Origin of the sequence: Pontibacillus yanchengensis Y32 (assembly GCF_000770635.1) — a bacterium.
GTDB classification, from domain to species: domain Bacteria; phylum Bacillota; class Bacilli; order Bacillales; family BH030062; genus Pontibacillus; species Pontibacillus yanchengensis.
Window position 1 is genome coordinate 56,862 of the sequence record NZ_AVBF01000013.1, and the last position, 18,812, is coordinate 75,673.

Genomic DNA, 18,812 nt, shown 5'->3' on the forward strand with positions numbered 1-18,812 from the left:
TTAAGTGTCAGACAAAAAAATCTTCTGATACTGGTACAAATAAAATAAAGGTGGAGACAAAATTATGGGTAAACGCGATCGAAAAAGATGTAAGAAAAAAGAGTTTGATAACGAATTTGACTATGATTACGAATATAAGAAACATGATGACTCTAAAGGCAAAAAGCATGGTTGCCTACAAACTCAATATCCAGTACAAATTTCTCTTGGATATGTAGATAACGGTGCAATCGCTATTAAGGATAGTAACGCTTCCGATAATCCTTATAATAGCGCGGTTTCTCAAGATAAGAGCAATGCCTCTGATAATCCTTATAATAGTGCAGTTTCTCAAGACGAAAGCAATGCTTCGGATAATCCTTATAATAGCGCAGTTGCTCAAGAAGATAGTAAAGCTAAAAACAAAAAAGAAGAAGAATAGTCCTTCCCTTGGATCCCCACATTTTTGTGGGGATATCGTCTTTTTATTAGAATGAAGAAAGGTTGGATAAGTAAAATGTGCAGAGATAAGGAAGAAAAATATAAAAAAAAGAAATTGAAGTGTAAACTTAAGAAAGAGCTTTTGAAAGAATTAAAAGAAGAAATTCTAGAAACTAAGGACGAGGAAGCACCAAATATTCCGCTACATGTAAATGTAGACAAAGAACCAAAATATTGCAACAAACATTCAACATGTAAACGCAAGGATAAAACATCTTATGATGGACCACTTGAGATAAACATTTATCTCAATGTTACTCAGGAACAAAATCCCGAACAAATATCACTTGGTCATATAGAGAAATCAGCTATTGGAATCAAAGACAGCAATGCAGTCGAGAACCCAGTGAATAGCTCTATCGCTCAAGAAAAAAGCTATGCCTCAGACAATCCAACTGAAAGCAGCGTTGCCCAAAAAGGCAATGCTTCAAAAAATCCTTTTTACAGTGACGTGAAACAAAATAAGTAGGTTTTCATTGCAACCCAAGATGAGCGAATAACACAAATCGCTCATCTTATTATATTTACTAAGGTGCAAATGGAACAAAATAACGGAACATAAAGGCCAGAAACGCATAGATGGAGATCGTTCCTGCACTAGCGAAATGAAGCAGAATAAAAATGACTTTCCTATACCCTTCTACAAAAAACGAGTAAATGAGCCCAAACAAAGGATTCACTATCAATACAGGTAATGCAATGGCAATATAGACCTTCGATGCTGTGTACACAAAATCAGAATCTGTATTTGAGAAAAACTCTAGATCAATCAATAAAACCGAGAGTACAACAAACGTAAAAATAAGAGACCAAAACGAAACCTTCAATGGTTGCTTAAAAAATCTTTTCATTGTAATCTCCTTTACATTTTCAATCGATACTATTGTTATATTCTACCATATTATTCAGAACAATATCTTTTCAAAAGGCTATGTTAAAGTTTGGTGTTGATTTTGGAATCAATTAATCTAAATAGTTTTATTCAAGATAAGAAGCATAATTTTGAAGACTTGGATTCGAGATAATTTGGGTTAGGTGAATCCGATGCTTAATGAGGGTTAGGGATGGGTGGGATCGGCAATACGTAGGACAACTTTTCTTGGCGGACATATAATCTCTTATTTACTGTAAAAACCCTATTTTGGAGAGGCTTGCGGACATATGGTATCTTATTTGTGAAAAAACACCCAATATTAAGCTGATTTAGGCCAAATAGCGTACTGGATGTCCGTTACGAATGCAAAATAGCCTTTAAATCGAAGAATAAGAGACTATATGTCCGCTAGCATAGCTTGACTTTATGTCATAATCCATTTTTTCGCTTCGTAAATACTACCATTCAGAAAACGTACCTTTCTAACCAGGCCATGTTTCCGTTCATCTCAATAAAAGCAAAGGTGGCCGTGGAACGACGAGACTCCCGCCGGAGAAAGAGGTAGGCGAGACTTTGAATGATAAGGGGAGGTTCGACTAAAACCGTCACATCGTGTGACAACATCGAACGACCCTACATCGTGTAGGGCCGCCGGCAGGACGCGAGTTGTTCCACGGCCACCTTTATTCTATTTAAAGAAAGGGAAACATCTCTCATCCCCAATATATCTCGAATCGAGGAACTTAAAAATTTCATTATTATATCAACAGCAAACTTTAACACAGCCTTTCAAAAAAGAAATGGACTACCGTATAACTTGACCTTTTTAATGAAAGAAATTTAAGCTTAATATATTCATTTTAAATTTCAGGAGGTATAACCATGAGATATACTGTCATAACAGGGGCTAGTTCAGGAATAGGCTATGAATCTGCTTTAGCTTTTGCAGAACGAGGGAAAAATTTAATTCTTATTGCACGAAGGGAACAGAAATTAGAGGATCTGAAAGCTGAAATCCAACAACACTACGCTGATGTTGACGTTGTCATTGAACCAACAGACCTATCCATCATGGAAAATGTTTATGCCATCTACGAAAAGTTAAAAATCTATGAGATTGAAACATGGATAAATAATGCCGGATTCGGAGTGAAGTCACCTGTTGCTGACCAAGACTTAGAAAAAGTGGAGAACATGATTCAATTGAATACACAAGCACTCACTATCCTCTCAACGCTCTACGTCCGTGATTATGCCAATGTGGAAGGTTCACAGCTTATTAACGTAGCTTCTAGCGGAGGATACAGTATTTTACCAAATGCGGTTACATACACAGCTACGAAATTCTTTGTCAGCTCGTTTACAGAAGGGCTTGCGGAAGAGTTAGCGTCAGGAGGCGCAAGCTTACAAGCGAAAATTTTAGCTCCTGGAATTACGGAAACTGAATTTGCGAAACGTGCTCTTGATACAGATTCATTTGATTATAAAGAAAGTATGCCAAATTTCCATACTGCAAAAGAAATGGCACAATTTATGCTGCAACTTTACGATAGTGATAAAACACTCGGTCTGGTTGATGAAAAAACGTATGAATTTGAATTGAAGGACCCTGTATTCACGAACCTAAAATATATTCGTTAAGGTTCTGTTATATGTTCGGCTTGCTACTGTTAGCTTATGTAAATCATTATCTTTGAATGAGTAGATAAGAAGGATTACACTTATCCATAGAAAATCATTGAAAGGATGGTTTAATATGGGACAAGAAATTAACGGTAAAATCGCTTATATTACAGGCGCAGGTAGTGGTATTGGACGTGCTACAGCTATCAAGTTTGCCAAAGAAGGCATTCATGTAGGATTAATTGCCAGAACGGAAAGTAAATTGAAAGCAGTCCAAGAAGAAGCTCAAGCTCTTGGGGTAAATGCTAGTATTGCGGTAACAGACATTGCAAACATGGAAGAAGTAAATGAATCTATATCCAAATTAGAAAAAGACCTAGGCCCTGCTGATATTCTAATCAATAACGCCGGCATAGGTGCACACGGCTCCCTTTTAGAAATGGATCCAGAAGAATGGAAACATACCTTCGAAGTAAATGTGTTTGGAACTTACCACGTTACTAGAGCGGTGTTACCTCAGCTTATTGAAAAAGATAAGGGTGATATTATTAATATCTCCTCAAGCAACGGATTAAAAGGAACAGCAGGCTCCTCTGCGTACAGTGGCTCGAAATTTGCCATCCAAGGCATGACCGAAGCACTCATGCAAGAAGTGCGGAAAAATAACATTCGCGTGTTCACCCTCAACCCTAGCCTTGTAGCAACGGAAATGGCATTTGGGGAAGATGTCGATGAGCAAAACAAAGAAAAGTTTATGCAGCCTGAGGACCTAGCCGAATATATGGTATCTCAATTAAAATTACATCAACGCATCTTTATTAAAACATCCTTACAATGGGCAACCAACCCATTCTAAGGCAAATACACAATCAATTAACTTAAAGCCACAAAAGATTAAGCATTAAATTTAGACAAAATAAATAAAAGGTGTCAGATAAGCACTCTGACACCTTTTACATTAAATACTTCTCCATTCGAATATCTGCCCACATTTTGCCTTGCCAATACGTAAACTCTTCTAAGCGAGCAATTTCTTGATAGCCAAGCTTATGATATAACTTCTGAGCTTGCATATTAAATTCAAAAACCCCTAATTCGATTCGCTTTAATCCTTGTTTCTTAATTTGGTCCTCTATGTATTGCATTGCTTTTACGCCTATCCCCTTATCTCTTCCTTCCTGTTCACCGATTGTAATGCCAATCCATGCTGTTCCAGGTTCTTTTTTATATAAATGTCCGGGATCTACCATATAGTTCATTTCACCAACTAACTTACCGTCGTGATAGATCAAATAAATATGGTGATTTTCTAGACGCTTGCTAAGGTCTTCCTCCGTTATGACCGCAACATTCTCAAGTTCTTCTTTATTTTTGTGCGGGCGAGTAAATGGAATTAAAAAAGGGTTGCTTTCCCATCTATTGAATGCTTCCACAATAGGTATTGTAGGTTCTGTTAGTAGAATAAATTGAGTAGTCAAAGCTTACTCCTTTCTATTTTATAAGTTTCATACTTGTTTCTTCATAAGTACATTTCCTATCCAAACGTGTATCCATCAAACACTTCTATCCCTCTTTCATTCATCACACGTTCCACAACTTGCGGGCGAAGAGGACTTTTCTCAAAAACTTCCTTACAGGAAATCATGATATTATCTCCAGCAATTTCAGCTAATTGATCGTGGGAAACACTATATACTACCTTACCAAGGTTGGACCACACCATGGCTCCAGAGCACATAACGCAAGGCTCACAACTTGTATATAAAGTATAATCACTTAAATCAAACACATTATGCTCAGAGCAAAAATCTCTTATGAGCCCAATTTCAGCATGGTAGGTAGGGTCAAATTGAGAGTGAACTTTGTTTTCCCCAACTTTCACGACCTCTTCCCCTTTCACTAAAATAGCTCCAAAGGGTTCATTTCCTGCTCTTCTAGACTTTAAAGCATTATCGATCGCTTTCTCCATGAAGTATTCATCATGTCTATCCATGTTACGACCTCCACATAAATTAATTCTAACTTCATTTACCTACTATTAAAAAGGGCCTCCTGCTCTCCCCATACCTTTCTGTGCTTCTGTTTTTCTCTCCGCATCTTCCATATCCTGTTCCATTTCTTCTTCTGTTTTACCTTCCCATTTTTTCGGAGGTTTTATATTTTTCTTCTTATAATCTCGATACTTTACGATTCCAATGACTAAAGCCGCACCTCCTACAGAAATAAGAGGGATTAGACTTCCCATACCGATTCACTCCCTTTCTCATGAAAAAAATCGTACTTTTAGTATTTTCAAATTAGATAATACTACTCACACAGCTTTTTCTACAAAGGGGATTGATTTATCCGTTAATCCGAATCCTTTAGAGAGTTTTTGTAACCACCCTTCTTTTTCCAACATTTTCAAAGCCTTCATAGCATCTTTCTCTAACCATTCGTGAAGAACACCGAATTGAGGGGTGTGATGTAATTTCTCCGTCCTAATTTTGTTGCTCGTTTTACCAATTAACACTTGAGTAATAACATGTGCAGGATAGAGACCAGCATAGTCATGGATTAATTGAAGGACTTGTTCCACCTCTCCCCAATATAAGGGATGTTTATTAACCTTTGTGAATTCTTCTTGACTCGATATTTTGTTTTGTTCAAGATATTCTTCTAACTGTTTCTCATATTCTGTCAGTAGTCTTCCTATATCTTGATTCAATAATTGCTCCCAATCATCAATAGCTTTTATGGCATGAACATTCGGTAACTCCATTTGACTGAACCAAAGCAGATAAGACTCGTCTTCATGATTAGGTATGGTGATTTTATTTAATTGCGTAAAGATCTCTACATACGGACTGAAAGGAATAGTTTCTGTTTGCTTGGGCATCTTGTTTATTTGATTCAATAATTCACCTATAGATTCCCATTGTTTCTGAAATGGTTTTAACTTTTGTTGCAAGGATTGTATCCGGGTAAGCTTATCTAGTAGTGAGTCATTCTTTTCAGCAATCTCATTAAATTGCCTTTCTATTGTGTGGACGCGTTTTCTTACTTTCTCTAAATCAAATTCTTCATTTAACTGTAGCGCATTCTCTTCGTGATTGAAAAAAACCTGATAATCACATATATCACAATGTAATTCCATCACTCGTTTTTCTGAATGTACAATAAGGTCCTTCTCATGATTACACGTTGATTCACTAGACCATAACCAATCCTTTGGTATCGAGCGAAAAGGTCGCATGACAATTTCAACTCTATGCCTCCAAAATGCAATATCTTCAGGATATTTTAGCTGTGATAACAAATTTGATTTGTTCATCTTCTCAACAGCTTGAACTTCTTTCTTTTTGGATTGTGCAAATGTAACCAAAGAATGAGACTCGAATCGAATTTCAAGGTAAGTAATCCAATTCTTTCTTGAGTATTTTGCTAATTTGGCACAGAAAATATATTGATTTAGAAGAGACTGGATAAGAGGCTCTAGTTTGTCATTAGATAATGTATTAATCTTTGCTTCGAAAACATATTCCTGATGAATTGGTACACCATGTTCATTGGAGAAGGTTTCAAAAAGAAATAATTCAGGTTTCACAAGGCCTCCAAGGTACAAATCACCTTCTTTGCTTATCAAGAGTGGGAGTACACTTGCTCCCTGTAAACCTAAAAATGCCTGCAAAGCTGTCACATCTTCTTGCGTTATATGTTGCACTGCTTTTTCTACCATCGTATGAATTCTATGAATGGATTCTTTTCTTACTTTATTGTTTATAGAGCGAATCGATTTATTCTTTTTTCCACCAGGATAAAAAACCAAGTACGGGAATTCTTCCATGTAGTACGTAAGCTTCGTCAAGGACATTAGGTCTTCACCCATTTCATCAATCTTTTTAAGTAGTCAGATATCCTGTACATGAACACAACTAAGATATACTCTAGGATATCTTCTCTCCATTATATCATTTTTATATTTATGAGAACGAAGATTGATGTCTTGATAAATTGTTTGGAAACTAGTCAAACATTTTAATAATTACCGTATTAAGTTTTACTTGACCTATTTTTAACTACCAAGTATATAACCGGACTTATAATGATAGGAATAATAAAACTAGACCAATCAAACTCGTTTAGTACAATCCATTTAAAACCCAAATATATGAGCATACCTACAATATATCCAACAACAAATTTCTTTAATTCCATAATTCCTCACCCCCATTACTACTTAAAATATCCTTAGAATAAAATCTTCAAAAGAATCACTTATTGATCTACTACTATATCCACCTGTTATTCCATACCCTTTCTACCTCAGCTCTATCTTCATTTATTTGAAGCAAATAAACATCAGGGTTACTCAGTCCCTTCCATCCTTCAAATCCAAAATCATGTAAAAAGTGATTAAGTAGTAATGCCATCAGATTACCGTGAGTGACAACTATAATAGACTCTTCCATTTCGTCTGCTTCACATTCTTCCATTAGTTGCACAACACGTTCTGTGGCTTCTCTACTGGATTCTCCTCCTTCAAATGTTAGGTCCATATTCAAAAAAGTAGACTCGAGTTTTTCTAGCCAATCCGTCAGTTGTTTGCTACTTAGGTTTCTTTCCTCTAATCGACTATCGGTCTCTATTTCTACTCTTTTCGTTTCACTTAATGGTTTTATAGATTGAACGGCTCTCCGATATGGACTGGAAATGATACGATCTACTTCAATCGTGGAAAATAAATCGCGTAATTGTTGAGCTTGTTTATGTCCTTCATCCGTTAGTTGTGCATCAAATTCCTGTCCCTCTGCCTTACAATGCCGAATTATGTATATACGCTTGCCCATAATTCACCTCCCTTTATCTAATCTTCCTATTCGTTGCTGAGCTCTTGCATCCCAGATTTCATAAGGAACGGTATGTGTCGCCTTCATTGCATCCAATGTTCTTGACTTCATATGTGGACGCGTTATGTAATCATTAATGTTTGATTCATTCAAAGGGATAAATGCTGCATCCTGGATTTCATCCACTTGAATATCTATATCTCCACATTTATATGTTGCTTTGAACACAACCGATAGCAAATTCTTTGATACACTATAATAAACACCTGATATCCCAATCAGATCAATTTCTATATTCGTTTCTTCATACACTTCTCTGCACACCGCTTGATCCAATGGTTCGCCTTCTTCCACTTGCCCTCCTGGAGATTCCCAGGTGTCCGCTCGATCATGCGTCCTTACTAAGAGTACCTCTCCGTCATCATCAGTAATATAAGCCGATACTGCTATAATGTGTTTAGGGTGTTGTTTCTCCATCGTTAGTCCCCTTTTGTAAAATAGTAAGTAGGGAGAGCACAACTAATAAAACTCTCCAACAGGTACAGTTTCACCTTAAAATAAACCTCCCCTAAATTTTTTCTCTTCAAGTACATAAAAATCCTGCCCTCCTATTTTATTCCATAACACCTTTATTGATTGAAAAATAAGAAAATTGCATTCTCCCATATCACCTGTCAAACTGTAGAAAGACCTTAAATGGACTAGAAAGGCAAGGTGGAAAATTGATAGAAGTACGTACATCCTCCATTACAGATGATGATTTAAATAAAGGCGTTTTTGCCAAACAAGATATACCGAAAGATGAGTTATTGCACGAAGCACCTGTAATTCCTTACCCTAATGAGGAACACCATCACATCGAAAAAACACATCTAGCTGATTATGTATTTGAGTATGGGGAGCACCATTCTGCATTTCTTTTAGGTTATGGCATGATGTTTAACCATTCCTATCAACCAAATGCATACTATGAAATCAACTTTGAGAGTGGAACCTTCGAGTTTTATGCTTATACCGATATTGAAGAAGGGGAAGAAGTTCTCATAAACTACAATGGGGAAGTTGATAATGAAACCCCTTTATGGTTTAACGAAGTCTCAAACGAAGATAATGAATAACTTGAAAACACCTGTCCATTGCAGGTGTTTTTTTTATCATTCTATCCGTAGTAGTGTACATGAAAAAAATTTTGTACAATGGAATAGAAAAGTCTTATACATATGGAGGGGAAATGCATGAAGAAATGGGCATTTGTTTCTGATTTTGATGGCACGATTTCCAACAAAGATTTCTACTGGGTTGTCATTGAGAAATATTTTCCTGAGGGTGAAGAGCTCTTCAAGAAATGGAAAGCTGGCCAGATGAAGGATATAGATTTTCTAAGTACTGTTTTTTCTTCCATTAATCAGGATGAAGAGCAAATCATTAAGGACATACTTGATATCCCTATTGATGCATACGTACCATCTTTGATTCATCACGTTCAACAAAACGGTGGGGATGTCTATATATTAAGTGCTGGTACAGATTATTACATCCATCACATCTTAAAAAAATATGATATTCAGAATGTAACTGTTCTTTCGAATGAGGGTTACTATCACAAACAAAATGTACATATGAATATTGATCCTGAACACCGACATTATTCTGAAAGATATGGTATTGATAAATCCAAAGTCATACAGGAATTACAAACAGAATATGAAACGGTCCATTTTGTAGGAGACAGCGAACCTGACTCGCATCCTGCGGTTTATGCTGACCTTACCTTTGCAAAAGACGCCTTGCAACATATACTGGAAGCTAAGAACGTCCCTTTTATACCTGTTAACGACTTTACAGAAGTTGAAAAAACGTTAATCCAAAAAGGATTTATAGCAGATGTCTAGTCCAATTACGAGTATCCCGATCCCCGCAATTCTAGAGATTAAAAATGATGTGATTTATAATCTAGAAGAAATAGTTGAAAAACATGGCTTTACCAAAGTCCTAATATTATTTGATGATTTCACCTATCACCATTATGAGAAGAACGTAAAGGATTCCTTTACGAAAACAAAGGTCGATACTATGACCTTAGAAGCAAATTTGGACATTAATGACTTAATTACTAAAGCCTTCTCTTTGGAGGTATATGACGTGATTGTAGCTGTTGGTGGAGGTTCCGTTATTGATTATGGGAAATATATAGGTTTCTCAAGGCAAACACCTTTTATTAGTATCCCTACCTCTGCTTCAAACGACGGTTTTGCCAGCAGCAACTGCTCTCTTCTTATTAATGGCAAGAAAACAACGGTACCTGCGAAAGTTCCATATGGAATCATTGCGGACTTAACCATCATTCAAAGCGCTCCTACTAAATTTATACTAGCTGGAATAGGAGATTTAATGTCGAACATAACAGCTCTTTATGACTGGGATTTTGAGGAGTCTCATGGAGTAACGCATGTAAATGCATTTGCATCGATGCTAAGTAAAAAAGCAGTAAACAGCTTTATTCGAACCCCAATGCATGATATTCAGAACCCTACATTATTAAAAGAGCTCGTCAGCTCCCTAACCATGGGAGGAGTCGCAACAGTCATTAGCGGGAATAGTGCACCAATAAGTGGATCAGAACACTTATTATCTCACGCACTCGACAAATATGCAGAACAACCTCACATGCATGGCATTCAAGTCGGTATTGCAACGTACATTATGGCACATGTTCAAGAACATAGAGCCGAACGGATGAGCAAAGTGTTTCATCGTACTGGATTTTTTGACTATGTAAAAACACTGCACATTAGTAAAAAAGACCTTTCTCATGCAATCGAGCACAGTCATCTTATGAAGCCTTATCGATACACCTACCTGCATGAGGAAGCATACCGAGAAAAGGCATTGCAGTTTTTGGAACAGGATTCAGTGTTACAGGATATACTCGAGTAAATGAGAAGGGAGAGTATGGCTATCCAAACTCTCCCTTCATCTTTTGTTTCAAGTATCTTCGGTTGTCTCTAATAGTTTTCTAGTTTCTTATTACTGCCTACTAAAATAACATGGTCGCAATGGAAACAATCATTTATTTTGCTTATCTGCTATGTTTTCTAGAAGTCTAATGATCTCCTCATTCTGCTTCGTTACCTTATGTAAATCCTTTGATATTAGCGGTAAATAATAAAGGATAAATACTATCACTCCAATTATTAGGAGGACACCTATGAGCTGGATTAGAACACTCACTCTTTTCACTCCTTTACAAAATATGCTTATTTCAAAAGCTTAATCAGACATCACATAATACCAAGAATCCTCTAACTCTTTCACATCGTTACTTTCTAACCCAAGCATGTCAAAACTAGATGGAGTTTTAGTGTATAAATAACCAGTATAATTATCCAACATGCCTCTATTTCTATAGAATAAGATAGATAACTGATTACCTTGACCCTCCACACTTATCTCTCCGCCTCCACTGGACAAATGATCATAAGCATCCGGCAATTCAATTAGTGTTGGTTGATTCGGTACATTCGGTTCCAACTCTTTGCTTTCCACCATCTCTACTACCTTATTAAAATCTGATTTGTTCATATTGAATTTTACATGTACCATCATGTTATTAAATGGAATGAATAATACTGCTATCGTAAAGGCATGAACTAGAATCGGTTTCCAATTCCTCTTTCGAATTAACACTACTACTGCCCATACTACTAACATGATATGTACGATTGCTAATACAACAAGAAAAGGACTTAGAAGCAATAACCATACAAAGCCAATAACTTGCCAGAATATACGGAATAAAATGAGAATAATACTACTTATGATTGTAAAAATGAATAAGTTGATCCCTTTCAATTACCTACGACCCTCTCTATTAATTAGATTACTATTCTAGGCGATAAGCTAAATACTTCCCCAAAACTCTCACCAGGGTATTAGCTACATGAGTTTAATGGTTCAAGATGGGTACGCTCACTGCCATCTGGTGAAAACCAAGCTCTATAGGAACTGCAGTGACCTTCCTCTATAACTCGATACTTTACCATCCACTCCTCCCCTGCTTCTCTATATCCATGATCTATATATTCCATCTGATCAAATGTAACATGATTGTTGTACCTTTCTGTAATGGATTCTTTTATCTCGTTTTTAATAGCCAATCCACCGTAGGAACTTGAATACCAAAGAGAGAGTATTAGGAACAATACAAAGATTATAGTAGTCCATAGTACTTTCCCATGGTTTGACATACTAGAAAAAACTCCCCTTTTATTCTACTAATCGCAAACTTGTATAAGCACTAATACTGACTTTCTTCTAACCGCATACTTATTTACTCGGTCCGTAATAATAGAATGTTCTTTTACATTAGAAACTAAAAGAGCCACACAAGTGACGCATATATGGATTATGATTAACACGTTATACAATATATCTCCCTTAATGAGAGTTTTACTCAATTGTCCTCTTCATACTTTTTAATCGCCTCCTCCATAAATGCCATTACCTCTTCTTTGACTGGGTACAGATTTATTGAATTAGGCTGTTTATTAGATTTTCTTGCATCAAAAAACTTCTCTGCTAAACGCTCATCTCCACCAAATGTTTCTTTTGATAGGAGGATGATGTCAGAGGCAATTATTTGCCCTTCATCTGAAGAAGGATCTATGTTTTTTTCTAGGCACTTCTCTATCCTCTTAATGATATTTATCCATTTTGTTATGTGGTCCTCGTCTTCTTCCATTTTTGGGAGAGTCCTTTGTAAAACTTCCTCCTCTTCTTGGGTAAATATATCTTCATATGTATCACTTGGTGTTGGATATTGCTTAATTAGAGGTATTAAGTGCTCCCAACTTATCTTTCCTTCTAGATCCAGTACATGAAGGAGTGTGTTAGATTTGCTAATGGAGTTGTCTATCTCTTCTTTCTTTGTTTCTAGAAATTGCTTGTTAAGGCTTAAGATTTCTTTCATAGAGATTTGGTCTAAAAGTTTATGAATATCTTCAAGAGATAGGGATAGTTGCTTTAAAATCGTTATCTTTTCAATCGTCAAAATAGCTTCTTCTGAATAATACCGTTTACCATTCTCTGCCCTCTCACTCGGGTGAACTAATCCTATTTGATCATAGTATCGTAAGGTTCTAACAGAGATTTCTAATCGTTTAGACACTTCCCCCGTAGAAAATAAACTCATTACCCTTTCCTCCTTGCTACTTACGTAACGTAACCCTCTACAATGAAATTATCATAAAATGGAAGGTGATGTTGGGTTTTGAGTAAATCAAATACAAGAAATTGGTCATGGAAAGAATTTATGTTGTTACTGTTATTGGTTATGGTATTCGTCCCCATTTTCATTGAAGGATGGATGCAAAGTTGGTTAAAAGCTATATTGCAGGATTCACTTTATGCAGGAACAATAACTGGATTCATTATGGCTCTCCTTTTTTTAAGTGGGATCTATTATATTGCACTTAAACCTAGTTCCTTAAGGTGGGATGATATAGGCCTTCAATCTTTTTCTTTAAAAAAACTTCCACTAATCGGTTTTCACTTCATTTTGTTGACTATAAGTAGCGTAGGGGTAATTATTGTAATGGAATGGTTTGGGATTAGTTCTTCCAGCAGCAAGACAGACAGCCTAGAATCAAGTTTTTCAGCATGGAAATTCATAGTTGGGTTTGTATCAGCAACCATAATTTCTCCATTTTATGAAGAGCTATTTTACCGTGGATTTATATATAGCTGGCTCCGCAATCGATGGAATGTTGGAATAAGCTTGTTAAGCAGCTCTACTATCTTCACAATCGTACACATCCCTCATTACAACACATTACCGGTCGTGTTTTTGTCTGGTCTTGTTTTTGGATGGATGTTTGAAAAAAGCAATTCCATCGTTCCATCTATGATCATCCATGCCTTATTCAATGGGACGGCTCTTCTCGTCACGCTAACCCTATAATAAAGCCCAATCGTTTAGATAGAGATATGGCATCTACCTTAACATTGATGCATGGAACCATATGATAGCCATGTAAGTGAGAGTACTTATGATTTTTACTGATGAAAAAAAGCCTAATTGCACGTTAGGCTTTTTACCTATGTCATCTTTTTTATAAAATCGTACAACACACGTGCAGTTAATCCCCATATCACTCTTCCATGATAGTGATAAAAGTACTCCACATAACGTCGCTTTGGAAATTGATAGTTTTCACCATAGGGAATGATATTAGTTGGAAAATCAGCCTCTGGAACGACTCCCATATGAACATAGTGAAGGTCAGGCTTCGTATTTAGAAAAAAGTCTAACGGGACCGTGAATATCTCGGCCACTTCATCTTTATTTGGATTAAATGCTTCTTCCTTACAATCCAAAAACCCTACAAATACGTCTACTTTCATTCCAAATGGCGATACCATATAACCATATGATTGAACGTTTTTAATTTGCTTAAACTTTATCCCAAGTTCTTCACTGGTTTCTCGAATAGCTGTCACTTGAGTGCTACTATCTTGATCATCCATTTTTCCACCTGGAAAGCATATCTCACCAGGTTGCCTGCGCATTTCAAAAGAACGAACCTCAAACAATATATGTAATTCATCATGCTTCACCATTATTGGTATGAGTAACGAATACCTTTTAAGAGCATCATCTCCGATTATAGATGGTGTGTGTTTGGCTAGCTTATCTTGAATGGTTCTAAGATCCATAGCAGGCACCCTTTCGTTTATTTATATCCTCTACTATACCAAAAGTTAAGAAGCGTTTCTTAAACGATGCCTAATTAGCTATGTTTTGAAAACTTATTTCCTTTTTCTATACAAGAATTTTAAAACGAAACCGTAGAATAATGCTCCTGTTAGATAAGCAACAATATCTAATGGATCAGAAACACTATTAGGTAAATATAAAGGTGTGAACAGCTCCCAATATATACCTGCTACACTTACTACCAATAGCTGAAGCTTCAAACTATGGAGTACATAGGAGTGCCTATATTTACTCCAAGCCAATACAATTTGCAGGAAGGCAATCATAAACCACCCTGCCATCACATCGTGTAAATAACCGTGCACAAACGGATGTAACGTTCGTTCTTTTATGTAGAACCGATTTATCCCATATAACACTCCAATGACAATGATGGAATAATAGTTTAAATAAATGATAGAATGATGATTGCTACTACCACCGCTCCAACGACGCCCCAAAATCCAAGTCCCTCCTTCTTTTCTACTGGAGGTGGCGTACTTGGTGTCGGTTTTAATGGGTGGCCACACTTCGGACAGGACTTCGCTTGAGGAGATACTTGATTATCACATGCTGGACAATTCATTAAGCTCATATTTTCACCTTCATTTTTACTGAGTATCTATACTTGGTCTTAAACTAACATCTATTATTGCAAAACCAGTAAGCGAACTCAATAACAAAAAGATGATTAACCAATCTTTCGTACTTGATTTACTTTTTATTTACATCAAGTAGCTTAAACCATCTCCGTCAACTAGCATATCTTCTGTGACCTCTAAACCAATCAAAAGATTCATGGGTTTACCATCAATATACGCGCCTCACATGAACCTCACCTATACATGTACTCTCTTCAGTAGTGGTAGCATTATTCATCTTGTCTAATTGTCGTGGTTGAGCATTATTAAGCTCAATTATTATCTTATGGTTCTTCATGATTATTACAGGGACTCCCCTTCTTTATAGTCCGTAATCATGCTCTCCAATAAATTCTTCCTCCATCTCCCTCAAACACTCCAAGTAAAGATCATCTAATTTTTGTTTCACAATACGACTGAAATAACCAACAGGATTATGTATGTCTTTCCTTTTCATAGCCGAAAACATCGCTTTTAAAGCATGAATGCCTATTTCATGCAGCGTTTCTTCAGTATAGATAGTTTCTAATGACTTAATTTGCGCTTTATAGGAACGGTACAAACGGTAGAAAAAATTCTTTTCTGGAATAAAGCAGTAGACCAATTGTTTGAATACTCTATAGGAATTCTTAAGATGGGAATCTTCCACCTGTAACGATTCTTTAAATTCTTTTTTATTTATGTTTTTAAAAGATAATGGTTCGTCTGGCATTTCCGGAGCTGAATCCATTGATACTTCTGCGTTTTTAACTTCATCGCTACGTGACACATCCTGGGTGACAGTAGGGTTAAAAATATATAAATTCGCCCCATTTCCTCCACGTTGAAGGCGCATATTTTCAAGGCGTGTAATAATAGAAAGGTCGACTAGCTTATTCAATACTCGAATCACTGTTCTTCTGCTTTTACCGATTAGTTTGGCAATTGTATCATTCTTAAGAAACGCAACACCTGGATACTTGCAGGCATAGCGAGATAGAAGATGAATCATCTCCACTTCCGTGTCTGACAATTTAGTTCCATGCTCTCCAATATGAGATTTAATGGCTCTATTCATTTCTTCCTTGGTTTGAAACGGCTGATGTTTGATTGCTAAACTCACATAATTCATATCTATCGACTCCTGTACTATAACGAATTAGTTTTTCGTTTTAGTAATCGCAAGGAGTCGATTGGTTGGTGTCTATGATTTTTAAAAAATCGTTCCATGATTTAGAAAAAGTTCTGTCATCACCTAACATTTCTTATTTTTGCAGCTATGAGAGATCTCAATTATGTTGAAATTAAAATCTTAAAAATCAATCCTCTCCCATAATCTTTTTTACAAGCATTATAATTTTTGTTAAGCATTATTGCCCATTACTAAAATAGACGCACCCATCTATTCAATGTTCGCGCCCTTATCTTTCAATATTAATTTACATTAATTCATATTAATCCTTCTGTTTAGGCCCCCCGGTACAGAAAGACTAGAAATCATGACTTCTATAATCACTCGTTATTACATCTTACCCTTTAGGGGTTGGGAGATTGACTCATGCTTCTATAATACCTTTTAACCTCTGTACGTTAATATCCGTGCCATTAACCCATTCCTTAAAATCAACCTCTATATTCTGACTACTTTGCGCTATAGTTGTTAGAAGCTTTGAGTTTCGATATGAATAAGAAAATGTGTGAAGTGTCCCAAAAAGATTTTCATAGTCAGTAAAAAATAATGGGGATTCTTTATTTTTAAATTCATTGAAAGCTTCTAACTGAGTGAGATTATTTCCTTTGAGTTTATGTAAATAGTTATTTCGCTTCAAAGAGCCATCGATAGAATCTCGGTTTTTATTTAGCAGTCCATGGAGAGATACCTTTTGTGTAACCATCATTACTGACAAAGTGTAACCCCATTACCAACCCATGTTCATTCACTCCATCATGCCTACCAAGAATCTGTAGGTTATAACCTGCTGAAGCTAAAGAGTTTTCAGGTTGTACCAAACTAAAAATCCCATCATATAAAGTAGGAGAAAAATCATAGTTTCTAATATAAAAATCTTCAGTAAGAAGAGCTGAGCACCCCATAGCTTCTGTCCTTGGCACCTCATAACCACTAAATAAAGCTGCAGCTTTGTAAGGAGAAAGATTCAAACTATAAGCTAAACCATCCAACTCATCAAGTAAATGAGGAGCGAATGAAGAGTAAATAGACTTCATATTGTCATAGTCAATCTCAGGTTTAGTGATTGCTTCTAAAGTGTTTATTATTGGTTGGTTTTTAATTTCAATTCCTGTCTTAATGCCAATATTAAAAGCAGTATCTCTGATTTGAAGTACGTCTACATATGTATCCGACATAATAGACCTCCTTGTAAAAATCGAATATCTTAAGGTTAATAATAATCTTTAATACTATTAAATTCATGTCATTTTATGTTGTGTGTAGACTGATTTATTATGGACCTATTGTGCAACAAATAAATTGATCATCATATTTAAACAACCAGGCTCTTATATGGAACACTTGAATTTAAACCTGCACAAGTAACCCTACAACCAATTTAACCAATAATGCCCACAAGGAAATTGTTTATTTATAGCGTCTCTAAGCCACTTCTTTTCCCTCGCATCTAGAAAAGGAAGAATGGTTTGAAAATCTTGAAAATCCTTATTTCTTATGATTGAAGATCCAGCTTTATAAAGAAGCTGAATTTCAGGTTTAATATAAGGAATGCCGTCTTGTGATTCATGTATAATCTCCTCTATTGATGCTCTTATTGATTTCTCTCTTTGGTAAATCCACTCATCATTTTCAGTGTCAACTAACATAATTTGAAATGCCCAAGAAGAATTAGCATCCTTACTTACCCAAATATCGTGTTTTGAACACAAATATTCTCCTTGTATCCAAGCCTCCAATTTTCCATTTTCAGCTTTGTATAAATCCCATGCTCCATATAAATATTTATATAATACTTGTTGATCTTCTCTAAAAATAATGACATCTATATCCTTATGTTCTCTAGTTTCTTCACCCATATGTATGTCTAACGCCCATCCTCCAGCTATACACCAATTGATTGGAATCTTTGAAAAGACTTCATTTACTTCTGAAACTGTGATGGGATTCCAATTATCTATATCTATTCTCAAGATAAAACTCACCCTTAAATGACTAATAATGATGTCTCATTGATAAATTAACCTCAAGAAACCTATTAGATTATCTATCCATTAAGTACTAAATTTAATAGTAAAAGAGACGCAATCTTTTAATTTAATTGCGCCCTTATATCTGAAAGCTTGAATTTAAGATATTTATTTTTACTAGACTATATCATGGTGTGGGAAAAGTTATTTCTAATCTTTATCTAAATCATCATCTAAAAAAGATTCTTTATCTTCCCTATTATCATTCTTTTCCTCCATATATCGACCAATTATTGAGCTGTTAATACCTCTCCTGACCGCCGTTTCTATAACGATATACAGAATAAATAAACCTACTAAATATATTAAAATAGATAGACCCATACCTTCCAATAAAGTTACCCCCGTATATGATTTAACAAATTCTATAATGGACCCATAAATCTAGACACGAAATAAGGAGATGTTAAAGT

At 35.9% G+C, this 18,812-nt stretch carries 26 protein-coding genes; 8 read left to right on the top strand and 18 right to left on the bottom strand.

Features of this window, described 5'->3' with window-relative positions; translation table 11 throughout:
• The first annotated feature begins 64 nt into the window (after window positions 1-64).
• The gene (locus N782_RS06720; RefSeq protein ID WP_052111207.1) at window positions 65-421 is read left to right on the top strand and encodes a hypothetical protein; all 357 of its coding nucleotides are present in this window, start codon (window positions 65-67) and stop codon (window positions 419-421) included.
• Window positions 422-472: 51 nt separating this feature from the next.
• Window positions 473-949 (top strand): hypothetical protein, encoded by a 477-nt coding sequence (locus tag N782_RS20645; protein ID WP_161783079.1) that lies wholly within the window; start codon window positions 473-475, stop codon window positions 947-949.
• Window positions 950-1,007: 58 nt separating this feature from the next.
• Here N782_RS20645 and N782_RS06730 read toward each other — a convergent pair whose 3' ends face one another.
• Window positions 1,008-1,331: a hypothetical protein gene (locus N782_RS06730; RefSeq protein ID WP_036817717.1), complete on the bottom strand. Its 324-nt coding sequence runs from the start codon at window positions 1,329-1,331 to the stop codon at window positions 1,008-1,010.
• Between the two features lie 905 nt (window positions 1,332-2,236).
• Here N782_RS06730 and N782_RS06735 point away from each other — a divergent pair.
• The gene (locus N782_RS06735) at window positions 2,237-2,995 is read left to right on the top strand and encodes an SDR family NAD(P)-dependent oxidoreductase (RefSeq protein WP_036817719.1); all 759 of its coding nucleotides are present in this window, start codon (window positions 2,237-2,239) and stop codon (window positions 2,993-2,995) included.
• A gap of 115 nt (window positions 2,996-3,110) precedes the next feature.
• Window positions 3,111-3,833, top strand: a complete 723-nt coding sequence (locus tag N782_RS06740) for a 3-ketoacyl-ACP reductase (protein ID WP_036817722.1) — start codon at window positions 3,111-3,113, stop codon at window positions 3,831-3,833.
• A gap of 97 nt (window positions 3,834-3,930) precedes the next feature.
• On the opposite strand, the gene N782_RS06745 is transcribed toward N782_RS06740, so the two are convergent.
• The 6 genes from N782_RS06745 to N782_RS06770 form a co-directional block, all read right to left on the bottom strand.
• Window positions 3,931-4,455 carry a GNAT family N-acetyltransferase gene (locus N782_RS06745; protein WP_036817724.1) on the bottom strand — a complete coding sequence of 175 codons (525 nt, stop codon included), beginning with the start codon at window positions 4,453-4,455 and terminating at the stop codon, window positions 3,931-3,933.
• 56 nt (window positions 4,456-4,511) lie between these two features.
• On the bottom strand, window positions 4,512-4,970 hold the full coding sequence (locus tag N782_RS06750; RefSeq protein WP_036817726.1) for a nucleoside deaminase: 459 nt from the start codon (window positions 4,968-4,970) through the stop codon (window positions 4,512-4,514).
• 45 nt (window positions 4,971-5,015) lie between these two features.
• Window positions 5,016-5,222, bottom strand: a complete 207-nt coding sequence (locus N782_RS06755; RefSeq protein WP_036817729.1) for a hypothetical protein — start codon at window positions 5,220-5,222, stop codon at window positions 5,016-5,018.
• Between the two features lie 66 nt (window positions 5,223-5,288).
• Window positions 5,289-6,845 carry an RQC-minor-2 family DNA-binding protein gene (locus N782_RS06760; RefSeq protein ID WP_084103002.1) on the bottom strand — a complete coding sequence of 519 codons (1,557 nt, stop codon included), beginning with the start codon at window positions 6,843-6,845 and terminating at the stop codon, window positions 5,289-5,291.
• Between the two features lie 403 nt (window positions 6,846-7,248).
• Window positions 7,249-7,806: a histidine phosphatase family protein gene (locus tag N782_RS06765; protein WP_036817735.1), complete on the bottom strand. Its 558-nt coding sequence runs from the start codon at window positions 7,804-7,806 to the stop codon at window positions 7,249-7,251.
• A gap of 3 nt (window positions 7,807-7,809) precedes the next feature.
• Entirely contained in the window at window positions 7,810-8,283 is a 474-nt protein-coding gene (locus tag N782_RS06770; protein ID WP_036817737.1) for an NUDIX hydrolase, read from the bottom strand.
• A gap of 245 nt (window positions 8,284-8,528) precedes the next feature.
• Here N782_RS06770 and N782_RS06775 point away from each other — a divergent pair, with 245 nt between their 5' ends.
• From N782_RS06775 to N782_RS06785, 3 genes are all read left to right on the top strand, one after another.
• Window positions 8,529-8,924, top strand: a complete 396-nt coding sequence (locus N782_RS06775; RefSeq protein ID WP_036817739.1) for an SET domain-containing protein — start codon at window positions 8,529-8,531, stop codon at window positions 8,922-8,924.
• A 117-nt stretch (window positions 8,925-9,041) separates the two neighbouring features.
• The gene (locus tag N782_RS06780; protein WP_036817740.1) at window positions 9,042-9,698 is read left to right on the top strand and encodes an MtnX-like HAD-IB family phosphatase; all 657 of its coding nucleotides are present in this window, start codon (window positions 9,042-9,044) and stop codon (window positions 9,696-9,698) included.
• On the top strand, window positions 9,691-10,743 hold the full coding sequence (locus tag N782_RS06785) for an iron-containing alcohol dehydrogenase family protein (protein WP_036817741.1): 1,053 nt from the start codon (window positions 9,691-9,693) through the stop codon (window positions 10,741-10,743). The genes N782_RS06780 and N782_RS06785 overlap by 8 nt, the downstream gene beginning before the upstream one ends.
• Before the next feature lie 333 nt (window positions 10,744-11,076).
• Here the strand turns inward: N782_RS06785 and N782_RS06790 are convergent, their stop codons facing one another.
• The 3 genes from N782_RS06790 to N782_RS06800 form a co-directional block, all read right to left on the bottom strand.
• The gene (locus N782_RS06790; protein WP_036817742.1) at window positions 11,077-11,658 is read right to left on the bottom strand and encodes a hypothetical protein; all 582 of its coding nucleotides are present in this window, start codon (window positions 11,656-11,658) and stop codon (window positions 11,077-11,079) included.
• Between the two features lie 80 nt (window positions 11,659-11,738).
• Window positions 11,739-12,053 carry a hypothetical protein gene (locus N782_RS06795; protein WP_036817744.1) on the bottom strand — a complete coding sequence of 105 codons (315 nt, stop codon included), beginning with the start codon at window positions 12,051-12,053 and terminating at the stop codon, window positions 11,739-11,741.
• A 206-nt stretch (window positions 12,054-12,259) separates the two neighbouring features.
• On the bottom strand, window positions 12,260-12,997 hold the full coding sequence (locus N782_RS06800; protein ID WP_036817746.1) for a MerR family transcriptional regulator: 738 nt from the start codon (window positions 12,995-12,997) through the stop codon (window positions 12,260-12,262).
• A 78-nt stretch (window positions 12,998-13,075) separates the two neighbouring features.
• Here N782_RS06800 and N782_RS06805 point away from each other — a divergent pair, with 78 nt between their 5' ends.
• Entirely contained in the window at window positions 13,076-13,765 is a 690-nt protein-coding gene (locus tag N782_RS06805) for a CPBP family intramembrane glutamic endopeptidase (protein ID WP_036817748.1), read from the top strand.
• A gap of 137 nt (window positions 13,766-13,902) precedes the next feature.
• Here N782_RS06805 and N782_RS06810 read toward each other — a convergent pair whose 3' ends face one another.
• The 8 genes from N782_RS06810 to N782_RS06835 form a co-directional block, all read right to left on the bottom strand.
• The gene (locus tag N782_RS06810; protein WP_036817750.1) at window positions 13,903-14,520 is read right to left on the bottom strand and encodes an NUDIX hydrolase; all 618 of its coding nucleotides are present in this window, start codon (window positions 14,518-14,520) and stop codon (window positions 13,903-13,905) included.
• Between the two features lie 93 nt (window positions 14,521-14,613).
• Window positions 14,614-15,021 (bottom strand): hypothetical protein, encoded by a 408-nt coding sequence (locus N782_RS06815; protein WP_036817752.1) that lies wholly within the window; start codon window positions 15,019-15,021, stop codon window positions 14,614-14,616.
• Window positions 14,967-15,155, bottom strand: a complete 189-nt coding sequence (locus tag N782_RS22180) for a zinc ribbon domain-containing protein (protein ID WP_152600730.1) — start codon at window positions 15,153-15,155, stop codon at window positions 14,967-14,969. Before N782_RS22180 ends, N782_RS06815 begins: the two co-directional genes overlap by 55 nt.
• Before the next feature lie 368 nt (window positions 15,156-15,523).
• Window positions 15,524-16,312: a helix-turn-helix domain-containing protein gene (locus tag N782_RS06820; protein ID WP_036817754.1), complete on the bottom strand. Its 789-nt coding sequence runs from the start codon at window positions 16,310-16,312 to the stop codon at window positions 15,524-15,526.
• A gap of 424 nt (window positions 16,313-16,736) precedes the next feature.
• Entirely contained in the window at window positions 16,737-17,078 is a 342-nt protein-coding gene (locus N782_RS22145; protein ID WP_338048243.1) for a carcinine hydrolase/isopenicillin-N N-acyltransferase family protein, read from the bottom strand.
• A complete protein-coding gene (locus N782_RS22150; RefSeq protein ID WP_338048244.1) occupies window positions 17,035-17,547 on the bottom strand; it encodes a C45 family peptidase in 513 nt (170 codons plus the stop codon). Before N782_RS22150 ends, N782_RS22145 begins: the two co-directional genes overlap by 44 nt.
• Before the next feature lie 192 nt (window positions 17,548-17,739).
• Window positions 17,740-18,342: a nucleotidyltransferase domain-containing protein gene (locus N782_RS06830; RefSeq protein ID WP_036817756.1), complete on the bottom strand. Its 603-nt coding sequence runs from the start codon at window positions 18,340-18,342 to the stop codon at window positions 17,740-17,742.
• Between the two features lie 207 nt (window positions 18,343-18,549).
• Window positions 18,550-18,732 (bottom strand): hypothetical protein, encoded by a 183-nt coding sequence (locus N782_RS06835; RefSeq protein ID WP_036817758.1) that lies wholly within the window; start codon window positions 18,730-18,732, stop codon window positions 18,550-18,552.
• Window positions 18,733-18,812 lie beyond the last annotated feature (80 nt).

What these genes read in the sequence shown, in the direction of transcription:
- N782_RS22180 (WP_152600730.1), bottom strand. Translation starts at nt 15,155, where the DNA reads ATGAGCTTAATGAATTGTCCAGCATGTGATAATCAAGTATCTCCTCAA.
- N782_RS06730 (WP_036817717.1), bottom strand. Translation starts at nt 1,331, where the DNA reads ATGAAAAGATTTTTTAAGCAACCATTGAAGGTTTCGTTTTGGTCTCTT.
- N782_RS06800 (WP_036817746.1), bottom strand. Translation starts at nt 12,997, where the DNA reads ATGAGTTTATTTTCTACGGGGGAAGTGTCTAAACGATTAGAAATCTCT.
- N782_RS06750 (WP_036817726.1), bottom strand. Translation starts at nt 4,970, where the DNA reads ATGGATAGACATGATGAATACTTCATGGAGAAAGCGATCGATAATGCT.
- N782_RS06765 (WP_036817735.1), bottom strand. Translation starts at nt 7,806, where the DNA reads ATGGGCAAGCGTATATACATAATTCGGCATTGTAAGGCAGAGGGACAG.
- N782_RS06740 (WP_036817722.1), top strand. Translation starts at nt 3,111, where the DNA reads ATGGGACAAGAAATTAACGGTAAAATCGCTTATATTACAGGCGCAGGT.
- N782_RS06795 (WP_036817744.1), bottom strand. Translation starts at nt 12,053, where the DNA reads ATGTCAAACCATGGGAAAGTACTATGGACTACTATAATCTTTGTATTG.
- N782_RS06770 (WP_036817737.1), bottom strand. Translation starts at nt 8,283, where the DNA reads ATGGAGAAACAACACCCTAAACACATTATAGCAGTATCGGCTTATATT.
- N782_RS22145 (WP_338048243.1), bottom strand. Translation starts at nt 17,078, where the DNA reads ATGATGGTTACACAAAAGGTATCTCTCCATGGACTGCTAAATAAAAAC.
- N782_RS06755 (WP_036817729.1), bottom strand. Translation starts at nt 5,222, where the DNA reads ATGGGAAGTCTAATCCCTCTTATTTCTGTAGGAGGTGCGGCTTTAGTC.
- N782_RS20645 (WP_161783079.1), top strand. Translation starts at nt 473, where the DNA reads ATGAAGAAAGGTTGGATAAGTAAAATGTGCAGAGATAAGGAAGAAAAA.
- N782_RS06820 (WP_036817754.1), bottom strand. Translation starts at nt 16,312, where the DNA reads ATGAATTATGTGAGTTTAGCAATCAAACATCAGCCGTTTCAAACCAAG.
- N782_RS22150 (WP_338048244.1), bottom strand. Translation starts at nt 17,547, where the DNA reads ATGTCGGATACATATGTAGACGTACTTCAAATCAGAGATACTGCTTTT.
- N782_RS06735 (WP_036817719.1), top strand. Translation starts at nt 2,237, where the DNA reads ATGAGATATACTGTCATAACAGGGGCTAGTTCAGGAATAGGCTATGAA.
- N782_RS06720 (WP_052111207.1), top strand. Translation starts at nt 65, where the DNA reads ATGGGTAAACGCGATCGAAAAAGATGTAAGAAAAAAGAGTTTGATAAC.
- N782_RS06760 (WP_084103002.1), bottom strand. Translation starts at nt 6,845, where the DNA reads ATGGGTGAAGACCTAATGTCCTTGACGAAGCTTACGTACTACATGGAA.
- N782_RS06780 (WP_036817740.1), top strand. Translation starts at nt 9,042, where the DNA reads ATGAAGAAATGGGCATTTGTTTCTGATTTTGATGGCACGATTTCCAAC.
- N782_RS06785 (WP_036817741.1), top strand. Translation starts at nt 9,691, where the DNA reads ATGTCTAGTCCAATTACGAGTATCCCGATCCCCGCAATTCTAGAGATT.
- N782_RS06810 (WP_036817750.1), bottom strand. Translation starts at nt 14,520, where the DNA reads ATGGATCTTAGAACCATTCAAGATAAGCTAGCCAAACACACACCATCT.